Genomic DNA, 19,621 nt, shown 5'->3' with positions numbered 1-19,621 from the left:
CCTGATCCGTATTGACGGGTACGCCGCAGTCGACAGGGAGTACTCCCCTCCGTAAGGAAGACGGTACCCCAATCACCAAGGAAAGGTAAAGCGATTGGCAAAATAAAGGTCAAATAAGCTGGTCAGGCGACTTTACGTGTACTTGGTACGAGCGGCTGCGACCTGGGTGAGCACCTGCTGGAGCACCTGGCTGCCGGGCGGCACGAGCGCGGGCTCGTACGTCCAGGCGTGCCCGACCCACGGGTCGGCGAGGTGGTCGTCGGGCACCGGGGTGAGCCGCAGAAGCGCACGCCACAGCGGGTCGAGCAAGGGGCCGTAACCGGCGGCCTCCTCACGGTCCGCGACCATCATCAGGTGGACGCCGACGGCCGGGCCCTCGTCCGCGAGATAGCGCAGCTGGGTCACGGCACGGTCGTCGAAGCCGTGCGGGAAGTCGTTGACGATGAGCAGCTGCTCGGCGGTGTCGAGGCCGGGCGGGAGGGCATCGGCCGCGCCGGCGCGCACCGCCATCTGCACCAGGTCGACGCGCTCGGTCAGCCGCGCCAGAACGTCCGCCACACCCGCGGCGCCGGCGGCGGGCGGGCTCGCGAGCACACCGGTTCGCACCAGCGGAGCGAGCGCCTGCGCACCCGAACCGGCCGGGTCGATGACGTGCACCGTGAACTCACCGGCGGGATGGACGGCGAGGAGCCGGGCCGCGTGGGCCACCGCCGTGTCCATGGCGAGGCGCTTCAGCTCGTGGGAGTCGAAGAACGAGCCGTCGAGCGATCCGGCGGCTCCGCTGTCGATCCACAGACCGCGCTCCAACGGCAACCGCACCAGCATCGGGATGCGCAGCTCGGCGCACTCGGGCAGATGCAGGTCGCCCACACGCAGGGCCATGGGGATCTCCATCGGGACCCGATAGCCGTGCCAGACGGGGTTGTCCCAGCGGGCGAACGCCAGGGGCAGTGCGGGCTCGACGACCTCGACCTCGGCGGTGAGCTGGGTGAGGTCCCGGTCGAAGGCCGCCCGGGCCTGATCGACCAGCTGGGCGTGTTTGGCTTGGGCCGCCTCGCGCGCGGCGTCGCCCTGTCCGCCGATCCGGCTGCGCGGGTCGGACAGGGCCTGGTCGATCTCCTTCTCCATGCGCGAGTCGGCGAAGTCGACGGCGCTGCGGTAGGCGGCCGTGCTGCGGGCCAGGTCCTCGAACATCCCCCACACCTGGTTGTAGAGCCGCTCGTCCATGGACCAGCCGGTCGCGTCGCCGGCGACGGGCCGCGCGGGCTGTCCGGGCTGGGCCGGTGGCGCGCTCGGCGGGGGCGGCGGCGGGGCCGCGTTCTGCCGGCGTGGGTGGCTGTAGTCGATCGGGCCGCCGGTGGTGGGTGACGGCTGAGTGGCCGCGGAGGGCTCTGGTGCGGGCGTGGGCTCTTGGGTGTATCCGGGCTGCGCCGAGCCGGCTGCCGGGGTGCCTTGCCCGCCGTAGGGCGTGGTGGGCTGCGGCGATCCGCCGGGGGCGGGGCCGCCGTCCGGGGACGTCGGCTGCGGCGGTACGCCCGGTGCCTGGGTGCCGTACGGAGACATCGGGTGCGGCGGTACGGGGCCGGTGACGCCCTGGGCCGCGGGGCCGCCCTGGTCCGGGCTCTGTGCCGCGGCCGCCTGCCGGGAGCGGTCGCCGTCCGCCGGTCGCGGGGGCGCCTGCACCGAGCGGGCCAGGCCCTGGGTCACCGCGTCGTTGATGCCGCTCGCGAGCTGGTGCGCCTGGGGCACGCCCTGGTCGGTGAGGAGCTCGGCGAGGCCGCCCGTGTAGCCCTGGCCCACGGCACGCACCTTCCAGGCGTCCTGGCGGCGGTAGAGCTCCAGGGCCACGACGGCCGACTCGGCTTCCAGACCGGTGATGGTGTAACTGGCGACCTCGTCGCCGTCGAGACCCGCCACCGCGACGAACGGGGCGGCGACCGTGCCGAAGCGCACCGGCCCCGCCCCGGTGGGCAGGGCGAGCAGCACGCTGACCCGGTGGACGGACTCGGGTACGGCGCCGAGGTCGACCGCGAGGCGATGGTCGGCGGCCGCCTGTCGGGAGACCTCGAGACCCGGCAGTGTGGGCGCGCCCGGGTGTGCCACCCACTCGACGCCGTGCACCTTGCCGTGCTCGTCGCCGATCGAGGCCGCGGCCACGATCGGTGTGCCGGCCGAGACCCGGATCTCGAGACGGGCCTGGGAGAGCGGGTGGTTCTGCCCCCGCACCAGCTCGGCCGTCATCGCCTTCTCCCCCTGTGTCGTTGTGTGATGTCGTGTGCCGCGCGGTGGTCGGCTACAGGTGCGGCAGGATCGCCGGCATCAGGTCCTGGAAGGTACGGCCGTTGGCCGGGGTGCCGAGGGCGGTCATCGTCCAGCCCGGGCCCGTGCGGTGCACCTTCGCCATGATCTGGGCCGTGTACTGGCCGCCGCCCGCGAGCGTGTAGCGGGCAAGCTCCTGGCCGTTGGTCTCGTCGACCAGGCGGCAGAACGCGTTCTGCACTTCTTGGAAGGTCTGGCCCGTGAAGGAGTTCACGGTGAAGACGATCTGGTCGATGTGGACCGGGATACGCGCCAGGTCGACGAGGATCGCCTCGTCGTCCCCGCCCTGGCCGACGCCGCCGACGAGGTTGTCACCGGTGTGGCGCACCGAGCCGTCGTCACTCACCAGGTGGCGGAAGAAGACGACGTCGACCGGCTGCTTGTCCGCGAACAGGACGGCGGAGGCGTCGAGATCGACCTCCCGGGTGCGCGAGCCGAACAGGCCGCGCCGGGGAGCCGCCTGCCAGCCGAGACCCATACGCACCGCGGTCAGGCTGCCTCCGTCGCTCTTCTGCAGACTGATGGCCTGACCCTTGGTCATGTTGACGGTCACGCGCTGATCCCCTCTCGAACGTCCCCTGTTGCCGCGGCATCCGCGGTTGACCAGAACCCTACGCAGGGCCACTGACAGTGACGCACGTCGGTCCGCACTTTGTGTCGGTCTTGCAACACAGCGCGTGCGGAGCGGCCCGGACCGTCGGCCGGGCCGCTCGACGCGGGTCAGGCGAGGCCCGCCTCCTTCATCTGGCGGAGCTCCTTCTTCATCTCGGAGACCTCGTCGCGCAGCCGGGCCGCGATCTCGAACTGGAGGTCGGCGGCGGCGGCGCGCATGCGCTCCGTCATCTCCTCGATCTGCTCGGTGAGCTGGGCCGCGGGGCGGTCGGTCGGGACCGTCTCCTTGGCCTTGCCCTTGGCGGCCTTGCCGCCCCCTGCCGCCTTGTTGCCGAGGGAGGGCACAGGGGCCTTGGCGCCCTTGCCGTCCTTCCCCTTGCGGTAGCCGGAGCCGAGAAGCTGCTCGGTGTCGACGTCCTCGCGGGCGATCTGGGCGACGATGTCGTTGATCTTCTTGCGGAGCGGCTGGGGGTCGATGCCCCGCTCCGTGTTGTACGCGACCTGCTTCTCCCTGCGCCGGTTGGTCTCCTCGATGGCCTTCTCCATCGCCGCGGTGATCTTGTCGGCGTACATGTGGACCTGGCCGGAGACATTGCGCGCCGCGCGGCCGATGGTCTGGATCAGGGAGGTGCCGGAGCGCAGGAAGCCCTCCTTGTCGGCGTCGAGGATGGCCACCAGGGACACCTCGGGCAGGTCGAGGCCCTCGCGGAGGAGGTTGATGCCGACCAGGACGTCGAACTCGCCGGCGCGCAGTTCACGCAGCAGCTCCACGCGCCGCAGCGTGTCGACGTCGCTGTGCAGATAGCGCACCTGGATGCCGAGCTCCAGGAAGTAGTCGGTGAGGTCCTCGGCCATCTTCTTGGTGAGCGTGGTGACCAGGACGCGCTCGTCCTTCTCGGTGCGCTTACGGATCTCGTGCACCAGGTCGTCGATCTGGCCCTCGGTGGGCTTGACGACGACCTCGGGGTCGATGAGGCCGGTGGGCCGGATGATCTGCTCGACGAAGCCGTCCGAGCGCGAGAGCTCGTACTTGCCCGGTGTCGCCGACAGGTAGACGGTCTGGCCGATGCGCCCTTGGAACTCCTCCCACTTCAGGGGGCGGTTGTCCAGGGCGGAGGGCAGCCGGAAGCCGTGGTCGACGAGGGTGCGCTTGCGGGAGGCGTCGCCCTCGTACATGGCGCCGATCTGCGGGACCGTGACGTGCGACTCGTCGATGACGAGCAGGAAGTCGTCCGGAAAGTAGTCGATCAGGGTGTTCGGCGCGGAGCCGGGCGAGCGGCCGTCGAAGTGCATCGAGTAGTTCTCGACGCCGGAGCAGGAGCCGATCTGGCGGAGCATCTCGAGGTCGTACGTCGTGCGCATGCGCAGCCGCTGGGCCTCCAGGAGCTTGCTCTGCTTCTCCAGCTCGGCCAGGCGCTCCCCCAGCTCCTTCTCGATGGCGTTGACGGCCCGCTCCATGCGCTCGGGGCCGGCGATGTAGTGGGAGGCCGGGAAGACGTACACCTGCTGGTCGTCGCTGATGATCTCGCCGGTGAGCGGGTGCAGCGTGGAGAGGGCTTCGATCTCGTCGCCGAACATCTCGATCCGGACGGCGAGCTCCTCGTAGACCGGGAAGATCTCAATGGTGTCGCCGCGGACGCGGAAGGTGCCGCGGGTGAAGGCGAGGTCGTTGCGCGTGTACTGGATGTCCACGAAGCGACGCAGCAGCTGGTCCCGGTCGATCTCGTCGCCGACCTTGAGGGGGACCATCCGGTCCACGTACTCCTGCGGGGTACCGAGGCCGTAGATGCAAGAGACCGAGGCGACCACGATGACGTCGCGGCGGGTGAGCAGCGAGTTGGTCGCGGAGTGCCGCAGGCGTTCGACCTCCTCGTTGATCGAGGAGTCCTTCTCGATGTAGGTGTCCGACTGGGGGACGTACGCCTCGGGCTGGTAGTAGTCGTAGTACGAGACGAAGTACTCGACGGCGTTGTTCGGCAGCAGCTCGCGGAACTCGTTCGCCAGCTGGGCGGCCAGCGTCTTGTTCGGGGCCATCACGAGCGTGGGGCGCTGGAGCTTCTCGATCATCCACGCGGTGGTGGCGGACTTGCCGGTGCCGGTCGCGCCGAGCAGGACGACGTCCTTCTCACCGGCCTCGATGCGCTTGGCCAGCTCGGCGATGGCCGCCGGCTGGTCGCCGCTGGGCTGGTAGGGGCTGACGACCTCGAAGGGCGCCACCGTGCGTTCGATGTGGGAAACGGGCCGCATGGAGTCCACCGTACGACCCGCCACTGACAACGTGGCCGGATCAGCGGTTCTGCGGGGTGCGGGAGCTCCGGTGCCCCGACTGCCGACGGGGACGCAGCGCGGTCCGACGGGTGGGGTGGGGGACGAGCTCGCGAGCCGGTATTCCCGGCTTGTTCTCGGTGGGGGTCCAGTCGGGCTTGCCCATGACCATCAGCGGATCGAACATCACGACAACGCCGGCGAGCAGCAGGAAGGCGAGCGGACCGATCATCATGGGCGCGAGCAGCGAGGCGGGCGAGTCGCCCCCGGTGGGAGAGGTCGCGCCGTGGAGGTGGACGCTGAGGGCGGCCATGCCGGTGTAGTGCATGCCGGTGACGGCGAGCCCCATGACGAGGCTCGCACCCACGCTCCACAGGAAGCCTCTGACCTGTCCGGCGGCCCACAGGGCGGCGGTGGCCGCGACGACGGCTATGACGACGGAGGCGGAGACGGTCAGCGTGTTGTACTCCAGCTTTCCGTTGAAGCGCATGCCGGCCATGCCCAGGTAGTGCATCGAGGCGACGCCCAGACCGGTGATGGCACCCCCGGTCATCAGGGCCGTTCCGGTCGCGCCCTTGTAGCCGACGATGAAGATCCCGATGCCGACCATGACGATGGCGACACCCAGGCTCGCGAACGTGATCGGCTTGTCGTAGTGGATCGGAGCCTGCTGGACCTTGAATCCCATCATCGCGATGAAGTGCATGGTCCAGATGCCGGAGCCGATCGCGGCCGATCCGAGGGCGAGCCAGCCGGGGCGCCAGGACTGTCTGACGAGCATCGCCCTGGTGGTGCAGCGCAGGCCGAGAGCACCGCCCAGGCACGCCATGAGGTAGGCCACCAGCGGTGTGACGAGTCCGTAGCTGAATCCGTCGACCGTGCCTTGCATGCGCGGCAACCCTTCCGCCCTCTTACGTCCCGGAATTCCCTGAAATGCGCCCCTCCCCAGGACCGCCCGAGCGGTCAGGGCTGAGGCAGAGAGTATGACTCCCACCAGAATGGTCGAACGATTTTCCGGCAAAGAAACACGGCCTTGCCCCAGTTGTGCGGCACCGGTGTGCGGACTTGGGGCAACCCCATTCAGGTTGTGGCCATTCTGCACCCCTCCGCCATTGACCCTCTGCTGTCACAGTTGAGCTGTCTGTGATCGCTCGACGCGAGGAGTACGCATGCACGCGCGCGCTGCTGTCGCCACGACCACCGCACTCCTGGGGACCGCCGCTCTCCTGATTCCCACCTCCGACGTCCGGGCCCAGGACAGTGCACGCCCCACGGTCATCGCTCACCGTGGGGCGTCCGCCTACGCGCCCGAGAACACCCTGGCCGCCGTCGACAAGGCGGACGAGCTGGGCATCGGCTGGGTCGAGAACGACGTCCAGCGCACCAGGGACGGCGAGCTCGTCGTCGTCCACGACGACAGCCTGCAGCGCACCACCGACGTCGAGGAGGTCTTCCCCGGCCGTGCGCCCTGGAAGGTGAAGGACTTCACCGCCGCCGAGATCGCGCGCCTGGACGCGGGGAGCTGGTTCGGCCCCGCGTACGCGAACGCGCGCGTGCCGACGCTCGAGCGGTACGTGGCCCGTGTCGACCGCCACCACCAGAAGCTGCTCCTGGAAATCAAGAACCCGGAGCTGTACCCGGGCATCGAGGGCCAGACCCTCAAGGTCCTCGGCAACGAGGGCTGGCTGGACCGGCTGCACGCGAAGCGGCTGATCGTGCAGAGCTTCAGTGCTGCCAGCCTACGGACCGTGCACCAGCTGAAGCCCGCCGTCAAGACGGGCTTCCTCGGCACGCCGGCCGTGGCGGACCTGCCCGTGTACGCGACCTTCGCCGACCAGATCAATCCCTCCCACAGTTCGATCTCCGCGGGGTACGTCTCCGCCGTCCACGCCTTCACGGGGCCGCACGGCAGGCCGCTGGAGGTCTTCACCTGGACCGTCAACAGCACGGCCACCGCCCGGCGGGTCGCGGGGCACGGCGTCGACGGCATCATCACCAACAAGCCCGACGTGGTGCTCAAGGCGCTGCGCACGGCCTGAGCACCGCCCGGCCCGGGGAGCCCGCCGCCCGCTCCCCGGGCGTTGTCAGTGGCGGGTCGTACGGTGGATCGCATGAACAGCCATGGGCAGGACGAGCAGCAGATCGTGTGGGCCGTCGTCAACACCGACATCGGCCCGCTTCTGCTGGCCGCCACCGGTGAGGGGCTGGTCAACGTCGTTTTCCACGCCGACGAGGCGGTACGCGACAAGACGCTGGACCGGCTCGCGTCCCGGCTGGGCACCGAGCCCGTGGAGGCACCCGAATCCCCACTGCTGGCCGAGGCGATACGCCAGGTCGACGCGTACTTCGCGGGTGAGCGGCACGACTTCGAGCTGCCGCTGGACTGGTCGCTGATCTCGGGCTTCAACCGGCAGGTGCTGCGCGAGCTGGCCTCCGGCGTGCCGTACGGCTCGGTCGTCGGCTACGGCGACCTGGCCGGGCGGGTCGGTCAGCCGGGCGCCGCCCAGGCGGTGGGGGCGGCGATGGGCTCCAACCCGCTGCCGGTCGTCGTGCCCTGCCACCGGGTCGTCGAGAGCGACGGCGGCATCGGTGGGTTCGGCGGCGGCCTGGAGACCAAGCGCAAGCTGCTCGCCCTGGAGGGCGTGCTGCCCGAGCCGCTGTTCTGACTCGTGTCCCTCGTCCTCGTGTCCCTCGTCCTCGTATCCCTTCATCGTTCTGACCCGCATCCCTTCGCGAAGGTCCGCGCGCGACGGCTGGTCGGAATGCCGACGCGGTAGCAGACTCCGCCATGCGCACAGCCACTGGCATCCATGGGCTCGGAGCCGATCGGAGCCGAAGGGACGGCGATCAGACATGAGCGCAAACAGGGCAGTCGCGTATCTCAAGCCGGGCGCGGTGGAAGTCAGGACCATCGACCGCCCGACGCTTGAACTCCAGGACGGGCCGGGGGTCGCACCCGACAACGTCGGCCGCAAGTGCCGGCACGGTGTGATCCTCAAGGTGCTCGCCAGCAACATCTGCGGCAGTGACCAGCACATGGTGCGCGGGCGGACGACCGCGCCCGAGGGGCTGGTCCTCGGACACGAGATCACCGGCGAGGTCGTCGAACGGGGTCCGGACGTCGAGTTCATCGACGTCGGCGACATCGTCTCCGTACCGTTCAACATCGCCTGCGGGCGGTGTCGCAACTGCAAGGAGCGCAAGACCGGCATCTGCCTGAACGTCAACCCGGCCCGTCCGGGCGCGGCCTACGGCTATGTCGACATGGGCGGCTGGGTCGGCGGCCAGGCCGAGTTCGCCATGGTCCCGTACGCGGACTTCAACCTGCTGAAGTTCCCGGACCGGGACGAGGCCCGCGCGAAGCTGCTCGACCTGACCATGCTGTCGGACATCTTCCCGACCGGCTTCCACGGCGTGGTCAGCTCGGGTGCCGGTGTCGGGTCGACGGTGTACGTCGCCGGGGCGGGCCCGGTGGGTCTGGCGGCGGCCGCTTCGGCGCAGCTGCTGGGCGCCGCCGTGGTCATCGTCGGCGACCTCAATGCCGAACGTCTCGCGCAGGCAAGGAGTTTCGGCTGCGAGACCGTCGACGTGTCGCAGGGCAGCGTGGAGGACCAGATCGCGCAGATCCTCGGGGAGCCCGAGGTGGACGCCGCGGTCGACGCGGTCGGCTTCGAGGCACGGGCGCACGGGAAGGAGGCCCCCGAGGCGCCTGCGACCGTCCTCAACTCGCTGATGGGCATCACGCGCGCGGGCGGTGCGCTGGGCATCCCCGGTCTGTATGTCACGGCCGACCCCGGCGGGGTCGACGAGGACGCGAGGAGCGGCACGCTGAAGGTGCGGCTCGGGCTCGGCTGGGCCAAGAGCCACCGCTTCACGACCGGACAGTGCCCGGTGATGACGTACAACCGGAGCTTGATGATGGCGATCCTGCACGGCCGTGTGCACATCGCCAAGGCCGTCAACGCGACGGTGATCGGACTGGAGGACGCACCGCGCGGCTACGCCGAGTTCGACCAGGGCGCCAGCCGCAAGTACGTGCTCGATCCGCACGGGGCGCTGAAGGGCGTACAGCCGGTCTGAGGTACTGAAAAAGCCGGCGGGACAGGGGTGCTCACGCAGGTGGGCGCCCCTGTCCATGGCTGCCGCAAGTGGCCTCCCCCACAGGCCGCCTGTGTTTGACCAGGTGTGCCGCCTGCCAGAGATGAGGGAAGACCGAACGACAGGAGGCAGGCACGTGGTGCTGGTGATGTCCGAAGAAGTGCGCGACGCGATCGACGCGCGTCGACCCGTGGTGGCCCTGGAGTCCACGATCATCGCGCACGGGCTGCCGCGCCCGCGCAATCTGCAGGTGGCCCTGGAGCTGGAGGACGTCGTACGGCAGGAGGGGGCCGTACCCGCGACGATCGCCGTGCTGGACGGGCGGCCCCATGTCGGCCTGGACAAGGAGCAGTTGGAGCGGGTCGCGAACGAGGACGGGATCCGCAAGCTGGGTCACCGTGACCTGCCGCTCGCGGTGGCCTCGGGAGCGAGCGGGGCGACCACGGTGTCGGCGACCGCGCTGCTGGCGGCCCTGGCGGGCGTACGGGTGTTCGCGACGGGCGGGCTCGGCGGGGTGCACCGGGAGTGGACGGTCACCCAGGACGAGTCGGCCGACCTCGGGCTGCTGGCGCGCACGCGGATCACCGTGGTGTGCGCGGGGGTGAAGTCGATCCTGGACGTGCCCGCGACCCTGCAGCGGCTCGAGACCCTGGGCGTCGCGGTGGCCGGGTACGGCACGGACCGGTTCCCCGGCTTCTACTTGTCCGACTCGGGGCACCCCGTGGAGTGGCGGCTGGACAGCCCGCAGCAGGTGGCGGACGTCATGCGGGCGCAGGACACGCTCGACGGCCCCGAGTCGTCGCTGATCGTCGCCAACCCCGTGCCCGAGCGGGAGCAGCTGGATCCCGAGCTGCACGCGCGTGTGCTCGCCGCCGCGCTGCAGGCGTGCGAGGAGGAGGGTGTCACCGGTCAGGGCGTCACGCCGTTCCTGCTCGACTACCTGGTCCGGCACACCGACGGCGCCTCGCTGGACGCCAATCTGGCGGCGGTGCGCGGCAACGTACGGCTGGCGGGACGGATCGCGGCGGCCTGGGCCGGGGCGTGACAGCGGGGCTGCCCCGGCCGGGTGCGGCTGTCGACCGGCCCGGCCCGGTGCGTCCCGACGGCGCGCTGCTGGTCGTCGGGGACGTCATCACGGACGTGGTGGCCCGGCATCGGGGACCGCTCGCCGGCGGCACGGACACGGCCGCCACGATCCGCACGGTGCCGGGCGGCGCGGGCGCCAATGTGGCCTGCTGGGCCGCGCGCGAGGGCCACGCCGAGGTGCGGCTGCTCGGGCGGGTGGGCGCGGAGGCGGCCGCCTGGCACGAGCGGGAGCTGATCGCGTGCGGAGTACGACCCCATCTGGTCGTCGACCCCGAGGCGCCGACCGGGACGGTGATCTGCCTCGTCGACTCGGGGGCCGCCGCCGAGCGGACGTTCCTCACGGACAGCGGCGCGTCGTCGCGGCTGGAGCCGGACGACTGGTCGGACGCGCTGCTCGACGGCGTCGCGCGGCTGCACCTGTCGGGCTACCTCCTGTTCTCGGAGCCGAACCGGGCGCTGGTGGAGGTGGCCCTGAAGGCGGCACGCGCGCGTGGCGTGCCGGTGAGCCTGGACCCGGCGTCGGCAGGCTTCCTCGTGGGGCTGGGCGTCGACCGATTCCTGGCGCTCGTCGAAGGGGTGGACGTCCTGCTGCCCAGCCGTGACGAGGCGTGTCTGCTCACCGGGTTGCCCGATGCGGCGGACGCGGCGGCCAAGCTGAGCCGCCACGTCCCGCTGGTGGTCGCCAAGCAGGGGGCGGACGGTGCGCTGGTCGCGCGGTCCGGCGCCGTGTGCGCCCGCGTGCCCGCCGTACCGGCGAAGCCGCGTGACACCACCGGGGCCGGCGACGCGTTCACGGGGGCGTTCCTCGCCTCCCTGCTCGCGGGCGCCGAGCCCGAGGACGCGGCGGCCGAGGGGTGTCGGGCGGGTGCCCTCGCGGTGGAAGGGGTGGGCGGCAGGCCGCCTGCCCCGGAGTGACGGCGGCTGATGCCCGGACGGTGACGGAGTGACCCGCTGGCACCCGGACAGTGCCGGAGCAACACCCGCTGACACCCGGACGGTGCCGGAGTAACGCCACCGCGCCCGCGCCGAGCGCCCTGAACAACACCCGCCGACGTCCCACCGATCCGGAAGGGCACCCGGCCAAGGCCAACCCCCGCTTCCCTCCTACGCCTTGCGCCCCCACGCCGAGATCATCGGAGCCGTGGCCAGATCCATCGCACCGGTGGCGACGTTCGCGAGGTGGCGGTCGATGTCCTGGTCCGTGGCAAGGCCCGCGGTGACCAGCTGGGCGCGGATCTGGCGGATCGTGGCGGCCTCCAGGGCCGCGCAGGCGGGCGAGGTGACGGGGAAGTACGCGTCGGCCTCCACCCCGCGCAGGCCGGCCTCGCGGAGCAGGCCCGGGAGCCTGCGGCCGTAGGCGAGGTCGGCGCCGCGGTCGGCGAGCAGCTGACGGAAGCCCTGCCTCAGCCGGTTGGCCAGCTGCTGCTCGGGGCCGTGCTCGTCGGGGCAGAGCAGGGGCTGCAGGGCGGGGTCGGCGTCCTCGATCAGGAGCCGTCCGCCGGGGCGCAGGGCCTTGATCATCGAGTGCAACGCCCGTTCCCGGTCCGGCACATGAACGAGGACGAGGCGGGCGTGCACCAGGTCGAACCCCTCGCCCGGCGGCTCCTCGGCGCCCACGTCGTGGACGCGTACCTCGATGGGCGGGCGGGCGGCCGCGGTGACCTGTGAGGTGTCGATGTCGGTCGCGACGACCTTGCCGGTCGGGCCGACCTTCTTGGCCAGCCAGGACACCACGGAGGTGCCGCCGGCGCCGACCTCCCAGCAGCGCCAGCCGGATCCGATGCCGAATCCTTCGAGGTGCCGGAAGGTCGTGGGGTCGAAGAGGGTGGCGAAGGCGTCGAAACGCTCGCCCGCCTCGGTCTGCCGGTTGGCGAGGAGATACCCGTCGGTTCGCGTCATGCCTCGATCATCCCAGTTGCCCGGCTTGTCGGGAGGGGGCGACGCGACGACTGCGCCGAGACGACCGACGCCGTACCGTGCGGACCCGTTGTCCACAGCCGGGAACCAAACGGAATGATCCCTACCCACAGGCTCACCCGCCTCTTGCCCGGACCTGGCAAACTGGCCCGCCAGGGCGCAGAAACGCGTCGCACGGAGATCCATGCAGGGAGATCCAGATGTCCATGGCAGGGAATCTGCGGAAGGTCACGGGCCTCGGCAGGGTCGGCGGCCTCCGCAAGGTGGCACGGCTGGCCCGGCGGCGCCCGCGCGTCGACCTGAGCCACCACGCTCGCTCCCCGCTGGGCAGTTCCGTGGTCAACTGCGTGACCTACCGGGAGGGCGTGCGGGGCCCCACCGGCAACGACCTGGTCGACGCCGTGGAGCAAGTACGCAAGAGCCGTGACGGTTTCGTCTGGCTCGGTCTCCATGAGCCGACGGACCAGGAGTTCGCGGGCATCGCGGAGCTCTTCGACCTGCATCCGCTCGCGGTCGAGGACGCGATCGAGGCCCACCAGCGTCCGAAGCTGGAGCGCTACGGCGAGACGCTGTTCGCGGTGTTCAAGACGGTCTGCTATGTCGAGCACGAGGAACTCACGGCCACGAGCGAGGTGGTCAACACCGGCGAGATCATGGTGTTCGTCGGCCGCGACTTCGTCATCACCGTGCGGCACGGACGGCATGGATCACTGGGCCCGTTGCGCGAGGAGCTGGAGTCCGACCCCCAGCAGCTCTCCAAGGGTCCGGCCGCGGTGCTGCACGCGATCGCGGACCATGTGGTCGACGACTATCTGAACGTCACCGACGCTGTTCAGGCCGACATCGACCAGGTCGAGATGGACGTGTTCGCGGAGAACGGCGCGCGGGCCGACCCGGGGCGCATCTACCAGCTCAAGCGCGAGCTCCTCGAGCTGAAGCGGGCCGTGGTCCCGCTCGCCCGCCCGATCGAGGAGCTCTCGACCCGGCCGATCCGCGTGGTCGATCCGGAGATACAGGCCTACTTCCGCGACGTCTCCGACCATCTGCTGCGCGCCAAGGAGCAGATCGCCGCCTTCGACGAACTGCTCAACTCGATCCTGCAGGCGCACCTCGCACAGGTGACGGTCGCGCAGAACGAGGACATGCGGAAGATCACGGCGTGGGCCGCGGTGATCGCCGTGCCGACGATGGTCTGCGGTGTGTACGGCATGAACTTCGACCACATGCCGGAGCTGCACTGGCGATACGGCTACGGCCTGATCATCGGCGTGATATCCGTCGCGTGTCTGGTGCTGTACCGCGGTTTCCGGCGCAACGGCTGGCTCTGATCACTGTCCGGAACACGAGTCAGAGGCGGCCCGAGGTCCTCGCGTAGACGCTCTCGGCCCAGCCGGCGATCTGGTCCTCCGTCAGGTGCTGGGCCAGGTCGGCCTCGCTGATCATGCCCACCAGGCGCTTGTTCTCGATGACGGGAAGCCGGCGGATCTGGTGCTCCTGCATCTCGTACAGCACCTCGCCCACGTCGGCGCCCGCGTCGATCCAGCGTGGTGTGCCCTGGGCCATCTCGCCCGCGGTCACCTTGGCCGGGTCGTGGCCCATGGCCACACAGCCGATGACGATGTCGCGGTCGGTGAGAATCCCGCAGAGCCGTTCGTTCTCGTCGCTGATGGGCAGGGCCCCGACGCCCAGCTCACGCATCAGCTGGGCGGCGCGGTCCAGGGTTTCGTGGGCGGGGATCCACTGGGCGCCCCGGTGCATGATGTCTCCGGCGGTGGTCATGGAGTACCTCCCGGTGCCGGGCGGCCGGCGCGGCACGGGACGCACCGCTGATACCGGCGCCCTACATTCTCGCCGCGCGGTCGGGCCCCCGCACCCGGAACCGTGCGGTAACCGTCGCCGGAACGGGTGGGGCCAGAACCCGGAGCCGACGGCACTCAGGCCGAGAAGCCCACGATCTTCCGCGGGACCACGCGGATGATCACGCGGACCTCGTCGTCCTTCTCGGCGGGCGGGTCGATGCCGAGGTACTTGTGCGAGAGCTCGTGCGGGAGGCGCTTGCCCTCGTCCGCGAGGATCTCGGCGGTGCCACGGATCTCGACCGAGCTGTAGGGGTTGGCGAGGTCGAAGACCGAGAGGCTGATGCGGGGGTCGCGCCGGAGGTTGCGCACCTTCTGGCGTCCGTCGGTGGAGGAGAAGAGCACGGTGTCGCCCTCACGCTTGATCCAGACCACCGAGTTCTGCGGGCCGCCGTCGCGGCCGAGGGTGGCCACGCTGGCGAAGTTCTTGCCGTCGAGGAGAGCACGGACCGAGTCGTCGAAGGAGACGGAATCACTTGTGGAGGTCGTCATGGAGCCACAGTAACTATATGCACGCGCATATAAAAGGCGTTCGATGGAAAAGGGGTTTGATCGAATCAGCCGCTCCACGCCGGATGACGCGGATCGTCGGCGCGCACCAGGACGTCGGCCGTGCCGGCCGGGTCGGATTCGTCTGCGTACCGCTCGAAGGCGGGGAGAGTCCAGTGCTCGGCCTCGGGGGTACGGCGGCGCAGCGCTCCGGTGGAGAGGAGGACGTGCGCGGTCAGGTCGAAGGGGAACCAGTGGCGCAGCAGGAGGGGGCCGTGGAGCAACAGGACGCCGCCGGGCGGGAGTTGGACGTAGGGGCTGCGGGTGGCGCGGTCGGTGGCAGGATCCCACAGGTCGGGCAGGACGCGGCCGTCGCCGCCGGGTTCGAGGGGGCCGAAGACCTCGCGCCAGAGGGCGCCGGTGTCGAACCAACCGTCGTAGTAGGCCTCCGGGTCCTGGTGGCCGTACTCCAGGCGGAGCGAGGCGGGGCGCAGGAAGCCCTCCATGCCGACGACGAGCGAAGGGCGGCCCCGTATGCGCAGGGCCTCGCCGACGCGCTCGGCGAGGTCTCCCGGGCGGGCCGCCGGGGCGCCGTCGAAGGCGACGCGGGGCCAGGGGCTGCCGTCGGCCGGCTTCAGGTCGAGCAGCCGCTCGGCCAGCAGGTCGCCGAGCCGGTCCCAAGTGATCGCTTCGAGTCGCACACGGCCCATGATGCGTCAGGCCACGGTCAGGATGCGTCGCGCTCGTGGGCTCGGCGAGCGGCGAGCAGCTGTGGGAGGTGGGTTGCGCTCCAGGCGCGGGCCGCGTCGAGGAGGGGGATCAGGGTGCGGCCGAGAGGGGTGAGGGCGTACTCGACGCGGGGCGGGTTCTCGTCGTACGCGGTGCGGGTCAGGAGGCCGTCGCGTTCCATCGCGCGCAGGGTCTCGCTGAGGACCTTCGGGGTCACGGCCCTGAGCGGGACCCGGAGTTCGGTGAAGCGGCGCGGGCCGCCTTCGAGGCAGCGGACGACCATGCCGGTCCACTTGTCACCGACCCGGAACGGCATCACGGAGGAGGGACAGACGGCGTCGAACATGTCGGGGGCGAGGGGAGCGAGCCGGGCACCGACCGTGGAAGTGGGAATGGAGGTGGACGTGGAGGTGGAGTCGGTCATCGGCCGAGGCTAGCGCCGGTTCCGTTGCGGTAACCGGCCATCCCGCGCCTAACGTCCAGCTCGGGCCGTGAAGTGCGGTGCTGGGCAAGGAGGTTGGGCATGGGCGGGATCGTGGTGTTCGGAGCCGGCGGACGGGCCGGGCGGGCGGTGACGGGCGAGGCGCGCGGGAGGGGATACGAGGTGACGGCAGTGGTGCGCGATCCGGGGCGGCATCCGGACCTCAGGGCGAACGGCGTGGCCGTCGTGCGCGGCGATGTGACGGATCCCGGTTCGGTGGGTGCCGTGGTGGGCGGACATGTCGCGGCCGTACACGCCGTGTCGCCGTTCAGCGGCCCGGAGCAGGGCTTCGACTCGCTCGATCCGGAGTTCTTCGTCAAGGCGGCGGACGCGCTGCTGGGCGGGCTCGCCGCCTCGGGGGTACGGCGGCTTGTCGCCGTCGGGCTGTTCGCGAACCTTCTGGGCGCGGACGGGCGGCCGGTGATGGACGATCCCGCGGTGTTTCCGCCGGAGATACGGCCGTTCGCGCTGGCGCACACGGCAGGTCTGCGGCGGCTGCGGGAGGCGGCCGACGGCCCTGTCGACTGGCTGATGCTCACGCCGGGCGGCGGGCTGGAGCAGGCCGCCGCGCGCACCGGACGGTACCGGCTCGGCGGTGAGCGGGTTCCCGACGGTGCGGCCGTCCTGTCGTACGCGGATCTCGCGGTGGCGGTGCTCGACGAGATCGAGACGCCGACGCGGCACCGTACGCGGGTGTCGGTGTGCGGTCCGTCAGGGGAATGAATCACTCATGGCAGGTCTCGCGACTCCCCCGATCCCGACTCGCACCGGGCTTCTCGTCGTCCAGCCCCTGCGGAGGCGGCACTGTGCCGAGTGCCGTGGCGGGCCGCTGTCGCTGCTCGTCGTCGAGGGCGGGGCGCCGCGCTGCCTGGACTGTGCCGATCTCGGGCACCTGGTGTTCCTGCCGCGCGGCGACACGGCGCTGACGCGGCGGTCGCGGGAGGAGAGCGGGCTGTCGGCGGTCGTCGTGCGCTTCAACCGGCGCAAGGGGCGTTACGAGCGGCAGGGCGTCCTCGTCGAGGAGGCGGGGCTGGCGCGGGCCGAGGAGCGCTGCCTGGCGGACGCGGAGGCGCGGCGGCGGCGTCGGGCGCGGGATGCCGCACGGCGGGCGGCCGAGGACGTGCGGTTCGCCGAGGCGTTCGCGGCGGAGGTACGACGGCTGTTTCCGGGGTGCCCGGCGGACCGGGCGCGAGGGATCGCCACGCATGCTTCCGCGCGGGGCAGTGGGCGGATCGGCCGGAGTGCGCCGGGGCGGGCGCTGTCGGAGGGGGCGGTGACCTCGGCGGTCGTGGCGTCCGTACGGCATGTGGACACGCCGTACGACGAGTTGCTGATGAGCGGGGTGGTCCGGCATGAGGCGCGGCGTCGGATCGCGAGGGATGTCGAGGCGGTGTTGCGGGGGTGGCGGGAGTGAGCAGGGAGCGCGTGGAGAGCGGCGGTCCATGAGGTGCCGGGCCGATCGACGGACACCCAGGACACCCGCCCCACGCCCCGGCGTGGACGCTCGCGCATGCCCCCGCGCGACTCGGCCATGGCAGGTGTTCTCGACCGGAGATTCACTTGTGATGACGGGTGGTGCCGGGAAGGATCTCGGCTGGATGGGGGAGTTGATGTTGTGATGATCGATGGACCGTACTTCGTCCTGATCGTGCTGGGCGTGCTCGGCACCGGGCTGACCGCCGGGGTCTTCTGCGCCTTCTCGACCTTCGTGATGCGTGGGCTCGCCGCGCTGCCGCCGGCGCAGGGCGTCGCCGCGATGAACGCGATCAACGTGACCGCGGTGCGGCCGGCGTTCATGGCCGTGTTCGCCGGGTCGGCGGTGCTGTGTGCGGTGATCGCGGTGGTGACGTTCGTGCTGTGGCCGGACGAGGGGACGGCGGAGCTGCTGGTGGGCAGCGCGCTGTACCTGTTCGGCTCGTTCGGGCTGACCATGGTGGCGAACGTGCCGCGCAACGACACCCTGCTCAAGCTGGACCCGGGCACCCCGGAGGCGGCCGCGTACTGGCCGACGTATGTGCGCGAGTGGACGATGTGGAACCACGTCCGCATGGGCGCCTCGGCCGCCGCCGCGGTGGCGTATGTGCTGGCTCTCACCTGAGGGAGCCCGTGGGGCGGCACCCGTGGCCGATGAGACGTATCGTGGCCGAAAGAAGTGCCACGGAAGCGCCACAGAAGTGCCGTAAGAGTGCCGCCCGATGACGCACGGCCACGTCGGACGCGAAAGCGTCACACGCGTACGCAAGGAAGACGGCCATGGCCGATCCCAAGGGATTCATGACCACGCCTCGCCAGGACTGGGCCCGTAGGCCCGTCGAGGAGCGGGTCCGGGACTGGGACGAGGTCTACGTCCCCCGAGCGCTGCTGCCCATCATCAACAAGCAGGCCGACCGCTGCATGGACTGCGGCATACCGTTCTGCCACGACGCCTGTCCGCTGGGGAACCTGATCCCCGAGTGGAACGACCTGGTCAGCCGGGACGACTGGCGGGCGGCCGCGGACCGGCTGCACGCCACCAACAACTTCCCCGAGTTCACCGGGCGGTTGTGTCCGGCGCCGTGCGAGGCGGGATGCGTGCTCGCCATCAACCAGCCCGCGGTCACCATCAAGAACGTCGAGGTCGCGATCGCCGACCGGGCGTGGACGGACGGTTTCGCGCCGCCGCGTCCGCCGGACCGGCTGTCCGGACGGACCGTCGCGGTGATCGGCTCGGGGCCCACCGGGCTTGCCGCGGCACAGCAGCTCACGCGGGCCGGGCACACCGTCGCCGTGTACGAGAAGGACGACCGGCTCGGCGGGCTGATGCGGTACGGCATCCCCGCGTTCAAGATGGAGAAGCACCATCTGGAGCGGCGGATCGAGCAGATGCGCGCCGAGGGCACCAAGTTCCGTACGTCCACCGCCGTCGGGCGGGACATCGGCGCCGCGGAACTGCGGGCGCGCTACGACGCCGTGGTGATCGCCACGGGAGCGACAGCGTGGCGTGAACTCGACGTACCAGGGCGGGAGTTGGCCGGGATCCACCAGGCCATGGAGTATCTGCCGCTGGCCAACCGGGTGTGCGAGGGCGATCTGGAGACCTCCCCGATGTCCGCCGCCGGGAAGCACGTCGTCATCGTCGGCGGTGGTGACACGGGGGCCGACTGTCTCGGTACCGCGGTGCGGGAAGGGGCCGCGTCCGTAACGCAGTTGGACATCTACGCCCAGCCGGACGCCGAGCGCGACGAGGACGTCGAGCCCTGGCCGACGTATCCGAAGATCTACCGGCTGTCGGCGGCGCACGAGGAGGCCCGCGATCTGGAGACCACGCCGGCGGCGGACGCGGACGCGCGGCTGTTCGCGGCGTCCACGCTCCGCTTCACCGGGGACGCGGACGGGCAGGTGCGGTCGTTGCACCTGACCGAGGTGGACACGCGGCGGCAGCCGGTGGCGGGGACCGGGCGGTCGCTCCCCGCCGACCTGGTGCTGCTCGCCCTCGGCTTCTCCGGGCCCGACCGCAGGGACGGGCTCGTGGACCAGCTGGGGCTGGCGATGGACCCCCGCGGCACGATCACGCGGGACCCCGAGTTCGCGACGAGTGCCTGCGGCGTGTTCGCCGCCGGGGACGCCGCGCGCGGGCAGTCACTGATCGTGTGGGCGATCGCGGAGGGGCGGGCGGTGGCGGCGGCCGTCGACCGTTACCTGACGGGGAGTTCGCGGCTTCCGGCACCCATCGGACCGTACGACCGCCCGATGACGGTGTGAGCCGGGCTCAGCGCCGCTCGCCCCTGTC

At 71.0% G+C, this 19,621-nt stretch carries 19 protein-coding genes; 10 read left to right on the top strand and 9 right to left on the bottom strand.

The annotated features are described in order from the left end of the window. Positions 1 to 132 precede the first annotated feature (132 nt). From IG08_RS0140070 to IG08_RS0140055, 4 genes are all read right to left on the bottom strand, one after another. Positions 133 to 2,241 (bottom strand): TerD family protein, encoded by a 2,109-nt coding sequence (locus IG08_RS0140070; protein WP_030614949.1) that lies wholly within the window; start codon positions 2,239 to 2,241, stop codon positions 133 to 135. A 52-nt stretch (positions 2,242 to 2,293) separates the two neighbouring features. After that, the gene (locus IG08_RS0140065; RefSeq protein WP_030614947.1) at positions 2,294 to 2,872 is read right to left on the bottom strand and encodes a TerD family protein; all 579 of its coding nucleotides are present in this window, start codon (positions 2,870 to 2,872) and stop codon (positions 2,294 to 2,296) included. A gap of 167 nt (positions 2,873 to 3,039) precedes the next feature. Next, on the bottom strand, positions 3,040 to 5,178 hold the full coding sequence (gene uvrB / locus IG08_RS0140060; protein WP_030614945.1) for an excinuclease ABC subunit UvrB: 2,139 nt from the start codon (positions 5,176 to 5,178) through the stop codon (positions 3,040 to 3,042). Positions 5,179 to 5,218: 40 nt separating this feature from the next. After that, positions 5,219 to 6,085 (bottom strand): MHYT domain-containing protein, encoded by an 867-nt coding sequence (locus tag IG08_RS0140055; RefSeq protein ID WP_030614943.1) that lies wholly within the window; start codon positions 6,083 to 6,085, stop codon positions 5,219 to 5,221. 280 nt (positions 6,086 to 6,365) lie between these two features. Between IG08_RS0140055 and IG08_RS0140050 the strand changes: the two genes are divergently transcribed. The 5 genes from IG08_RS0140050 (at position 6,366) to IG08_RS0140030 (ending at position 11,295) form a co-directional block, all read left to right on the top strand. Next, positions 6,366 to 7,235 (top strand): glycerophosphodiester phosphodiesterase, encoded by an 870-nt coding sequence (locus IG08_RS0140050; RefSeq protein WP_030614941.1) that lies wholly within the window; start codon positions 6,366 to 6,368, stop codon positions 7,233 to 7,235. 72 nt (positions 7,236 to 7,307) lie between these two features. Then, the gene (locus tag IG08_RS0140045; protein ID WP_030614939.1) at positions 7,308 to 7,862 is read left to right on the top strand and encodes a methylated-DNA--[protein]-cysteine S-methyltransferase; all 555 of its coding nucleotides are present in this window, start codon (positions 7,308 to 7,310) and stop codon (positions 7,860 to 7,862) included. A 187-nt stretch (positions 7,863 to 8,049) separates the two neighbouring features. Next, on the top strand, positions 8,050 to 9,276 hold the full coding sequence (gene fdhA / locus IG08_RS0140040; protein ID WP_030614937.1) for a formaldehyde dehydrogenase, glutathione-independent: 1,227 nt from the start codon (positions 8,050 to 8,052) through the stop codon (positions 9,274 to 9,276). A 154-nt stretch (positions 9,277 to 9,430) separates the two neighbouring features. Further along, the gene (locus IG08_RS0140035) at positions 9,431 to 10,339 is read left to right on the top strand and encodes a pseudouridine-5'-phosphate glycosidase (protein ID WP_030614933.1); all 909 of its coding nucleotides are present in this window, start codon (positions 9,431 to 9,433) and stop codon (positions 10,337 to 10,339) included. Positions 10,340 to 10,347: 8 nt separating this feature from the next. Continuing rightward, positions 10,348 to 11,295: a carbohydrate kinase family protein gene (locus IG08_RS0140030; RefSeq protein ID WP_052425062.1), complete on the top strand. Its 948-nt coding sequence runs from the start codon at positions 10,348 to 10,350 to the stop codon at positions 11,293 to 11,295. A gap of 189 nt (positions 11,296 to 11,484) precedes the next feature. Here the strand turns inward: IG08_RS0140030 and IG08_RS0140025 are convergent, their stop codons facing one another. Further along, positions 11,485 to 12,279, bottom strand: coding sequence for a methyltransferase (locus IG08_RS0140025; RefSeq protein ID WP_030614927.1), 795 nt, complete (start codon positions 12,277 to 12,279; stop codon positions 11,485 to 11,487). Between the two features lie 218 nt (positions 12,280 to 12,497). Here IG08_RS0140025 and IG08_RS0140020 point away from each other — a divergent pair, with 218 nt between their 5' ends. Next, positions 12,498 to 13,625 carry a magnesium and cobalt transport protein CorA gene (locus IG08_RS0140020; protein WP_030614924.1) on the top strand — a complete coding sequence of 376 codons (1,128 nt, stop codon included), beginning with the start codon at positions 12,498 to 12,500 and terminating at the stop codon, positions 13,623 to 13,625. A gap of 19 nt (positions 13,626 to 13,644) precedes the next feature. Here IG08_RS0140020 and IG08_RS0140015 read toward each other — a convergent pair whose 3' ends face one another. The 4 genes from IG08_RS0140015 to IG08_RS0140000 all read right to left on the bottom strand — a co-directional run bounded on the left by IG08_RS0140015 (position 13,645) and on the right by IG08_RS0140000 (position 15,717). Next, entirely contained in the window at positions 13,645 to 14,076 is a 432-nt protein-coding gene (locus IG08_RS0140015) for a CBS domain-containing protein (protein ID WP_030614921.1), read from the bottom strand. A gap of 155 nt (positions 14,077 to 14,231) precedes the next feature. Next, positions 14,232 to 14,645: a PPOX class F420-dependent oxidoreductase gene (locus IG08_RS0140010; protein WP_030614918.1), complete on the bottom strand. Its 414-nt coding sequence runs from the start codon at positions 14,643 to 14,645 to the stop codon at positions 14,232 to 14,234. Positions 14,646 to 14,710: 65 nt separating this feature from the next. Then, the gene (locus IG08_RS0140005; protein WP_030614916.1) at positions 14,711 to 15,352 is read right to left on the bottom strand and encodes a nucleoside/nucleotide kinase family protein; all 642 of its coding nucleotides are present in this window, start codon (positions 15,350 to 15,352) and stop codon (positions 14,711 to 14,713) included. 17 nt (positions 15,353 to 15,369) lie between these two features. Next, the gene (locus IG08_RS0140000) at positions 15,370 to 15,717 is read right to left on the bottom strand and encodes a winged helix-turn-helix transcriptional regulator (protein ID WP_043456394.1); all 348 of its coding nucleotides are present in this window, start codon (positions 15,715 to 15,717) and stop codon (positions 15,370 to 15,372) included. A gap of 177 nt (positions 15,718 to 15,894) precedes the next feature. Here IG08_RS0140000 and IG08_RS0139995 point away from each other — a divergent pair, with 177 nt between their 5' ends. The 4 genes from IG08_RS0139995 (at position 15,895) to IG08_RS0139980 (ending at position 19,593) form a co-directional block, all read left to right on the top strand. Then, positions 15,895 to 16,575 (top strand): NAD(P)-dependent oxidoreductase, encoded by a 681-nt coding sequence (locus tag IG08_RS0139995; protein WP_030614909.1) that lies wholly within the window; start codon positions 15,895 to 15,897, stop codon positions 16,573 to 16,575. Positions 16,576 to 16,582: 7 nt separating this feature from the next. Continuing rightward, positions 16,583 to 17,266 (top strand): DUF2293 domain-containing protein, encoded by a 684-nt coding sequence (locus tag IG08_RS0139990; protein WP_030614906.1) that lies wholly within the window; start codon positions 16,583 to 16,585, stop codon positions 17,264 to 17,266. 204 nt (positions 17,267 to 17,470) lie between these two features. Beyond that, entirely contained in the window at positions 17,471 to 17,950 is a 480-nt protein-coding gene (locus tag IG08_RS0139985) for an anthrone oxygenase family protein (protein ID WP_030614903.1), read from the top strand. A 155-nt stretch (positions 17,951 to 18,105) separates the two neighbouring features. Beyond that, positions 18,106 to 19,593 carry a glutamate synthase subunit beta gene (locus tag IG08_RS0139980; protein WP_030614901.1) on the top strand — a complete coding sequence of 496 codons (1,488 nt, stop codon included), beginning with the start codon at positions 18,106 to 18,108 and terminating at the stop codon, positions 19,591 to 19,593. Positions 19,594 to 19,621 lie beyond the last annotated feature (28 nt).

Origin of the sequence: Streptomyces fulvoviolaceus (genome assembly GCF_000718165.1) — a bacterium.
GTDB classification, from domain to species: Bacteria; Actinomycetota; Actinomycetes; order Streptomycetales; family Streptomycetaceae; genus Streptomyces; species Streptomyces fulvoviolaceus.
The sequence above is the reverse complement of the archived record's forward strand: the minus strand, read 5'-3'. Positions and strand labels throughout refer to the sequence as shown.

What these genes read in the sequence shown, in the direction of transcription:
- fdhA (WP_030614937.1), top strand. Translation starts at nt 8,050, where the DNA reads ATGAGCGCAAACAGGGCAGTCGCGTATCTCAAGCCGGGCGCGGTGGAA.
- IG08_RS0140045 (WP_030614939.1), top strand. Translation starts at nt 7,308, where the DNA reads ATGAACAGCCATGGGCAGGACGAGCAGCAGATCGTGTGGGCCGTCGTC.
- IG08_RS0139980 (WP_030614901.1), top strand. Translation starts at nt 18,106, where the DNA reads ATGGCCGATCCCAAGGGATTCATGACCACGCCTCGCCAGGACTGGGCC.
- IG08_RS0140015 (WP_030614921.1), bottom strand. Translation starts at nt 14,076, where the DNA reads ATGACCACCGCCGGAGACATCATGCACCGGGGCGCCCAGTGGATCCCC.
- IG08_RS0140000 (WP_043456394.1), bottom strand. Translation starts at nt 15,717, where the DNA reads ATGTTCGACGCCGTCTGTCCCTCCTCCGTGATGCCGTTCCGGGTCGGT.
- uvrB (WP_030614945.1), bottom strand. Translation starts at nt 5,178, where the DNA reads ATGCGGCCCGTTTCCCACATCGAACGCACGGTGGCGCCCTTCGAGGTC.
- IG08_RS0140020 (WP_030614924.1), top strand. Translation starts at nt 12,498, where the DNA reads ATGTCCATGGCAGGGAATCTGCGGAAGGTCACGGGCCTCGGCAGGGTC.
- IG08_RS0140025 (WP_030614927.1), bottom strand. Translation starts at nt 12,279, where the DNA reads ATGACGCGAACCGACGGGTATCTCCTCGCCAACCGGCAGACCGAGGCG.
- IG08_RS0139990 (WP_030614906.1), top strand. Translation starts at nt 16,583, where the DNA reads ATGGCAGGTCTCGCGACTCCCCCGATCCCGACTCGCACCGGGCTTCTC.
- IG08_RS0140070 (WP_030614949.1), bottom strand. Translation starts at nt 2,241, where the DNA reads ATGACGGCCGAGCTGGTGCGGGGGCAGAACCACCCGCTCTCCCAGGCC.
- IG08_RS0139985 (WP_030614903.1), top strand. Translation starts at nt 17,471, where the DNA reads ATGATCGATGGACCGTACTTCGTCCTGATCGTGCTGGGCGTGCTCGGC.
- IG08_RS0140010 (WP_030614918.1), bottom strand. Translation starts at nt 14,645, where the DNA reads ATGACGACCTCCACAAGTGATTCCGTCTCCTTCGACGACTCGGTCCGT.
- IG08_RS0140055 (WP_030614943.1), bottom strand. Translation starts at nt 6,085, where the DNA reads ATGCAAGGCACGGTCGACGGATTCAGCTACGGACTCGTCACACCGCTG.
- IG08_RS0139995 (WP_030614909.1), top strand. Translation starts at nt 15,895, where the DNA reads ATGGGCGGGATCGTGGTGTTCGGAGCCGGCGGACGGGCCGGGCGGGCG.
- IG08_RS0140050 (WP_030614941.1), top strand. Translation starts at nt 6,366, where the DNA reads ATGCACGCGCGCGCTGCTGTCGCCACGACCACCGCACTCCTGGGGACC.
- IG08_RS0140005 (WP_030614916.1), bottom strand. Translation starts at nt 15,352, where the DNA reads ATGGGCCGTGTGCGACTCGAAGCGATCACTTGGGACCGGCTCGGCGAC.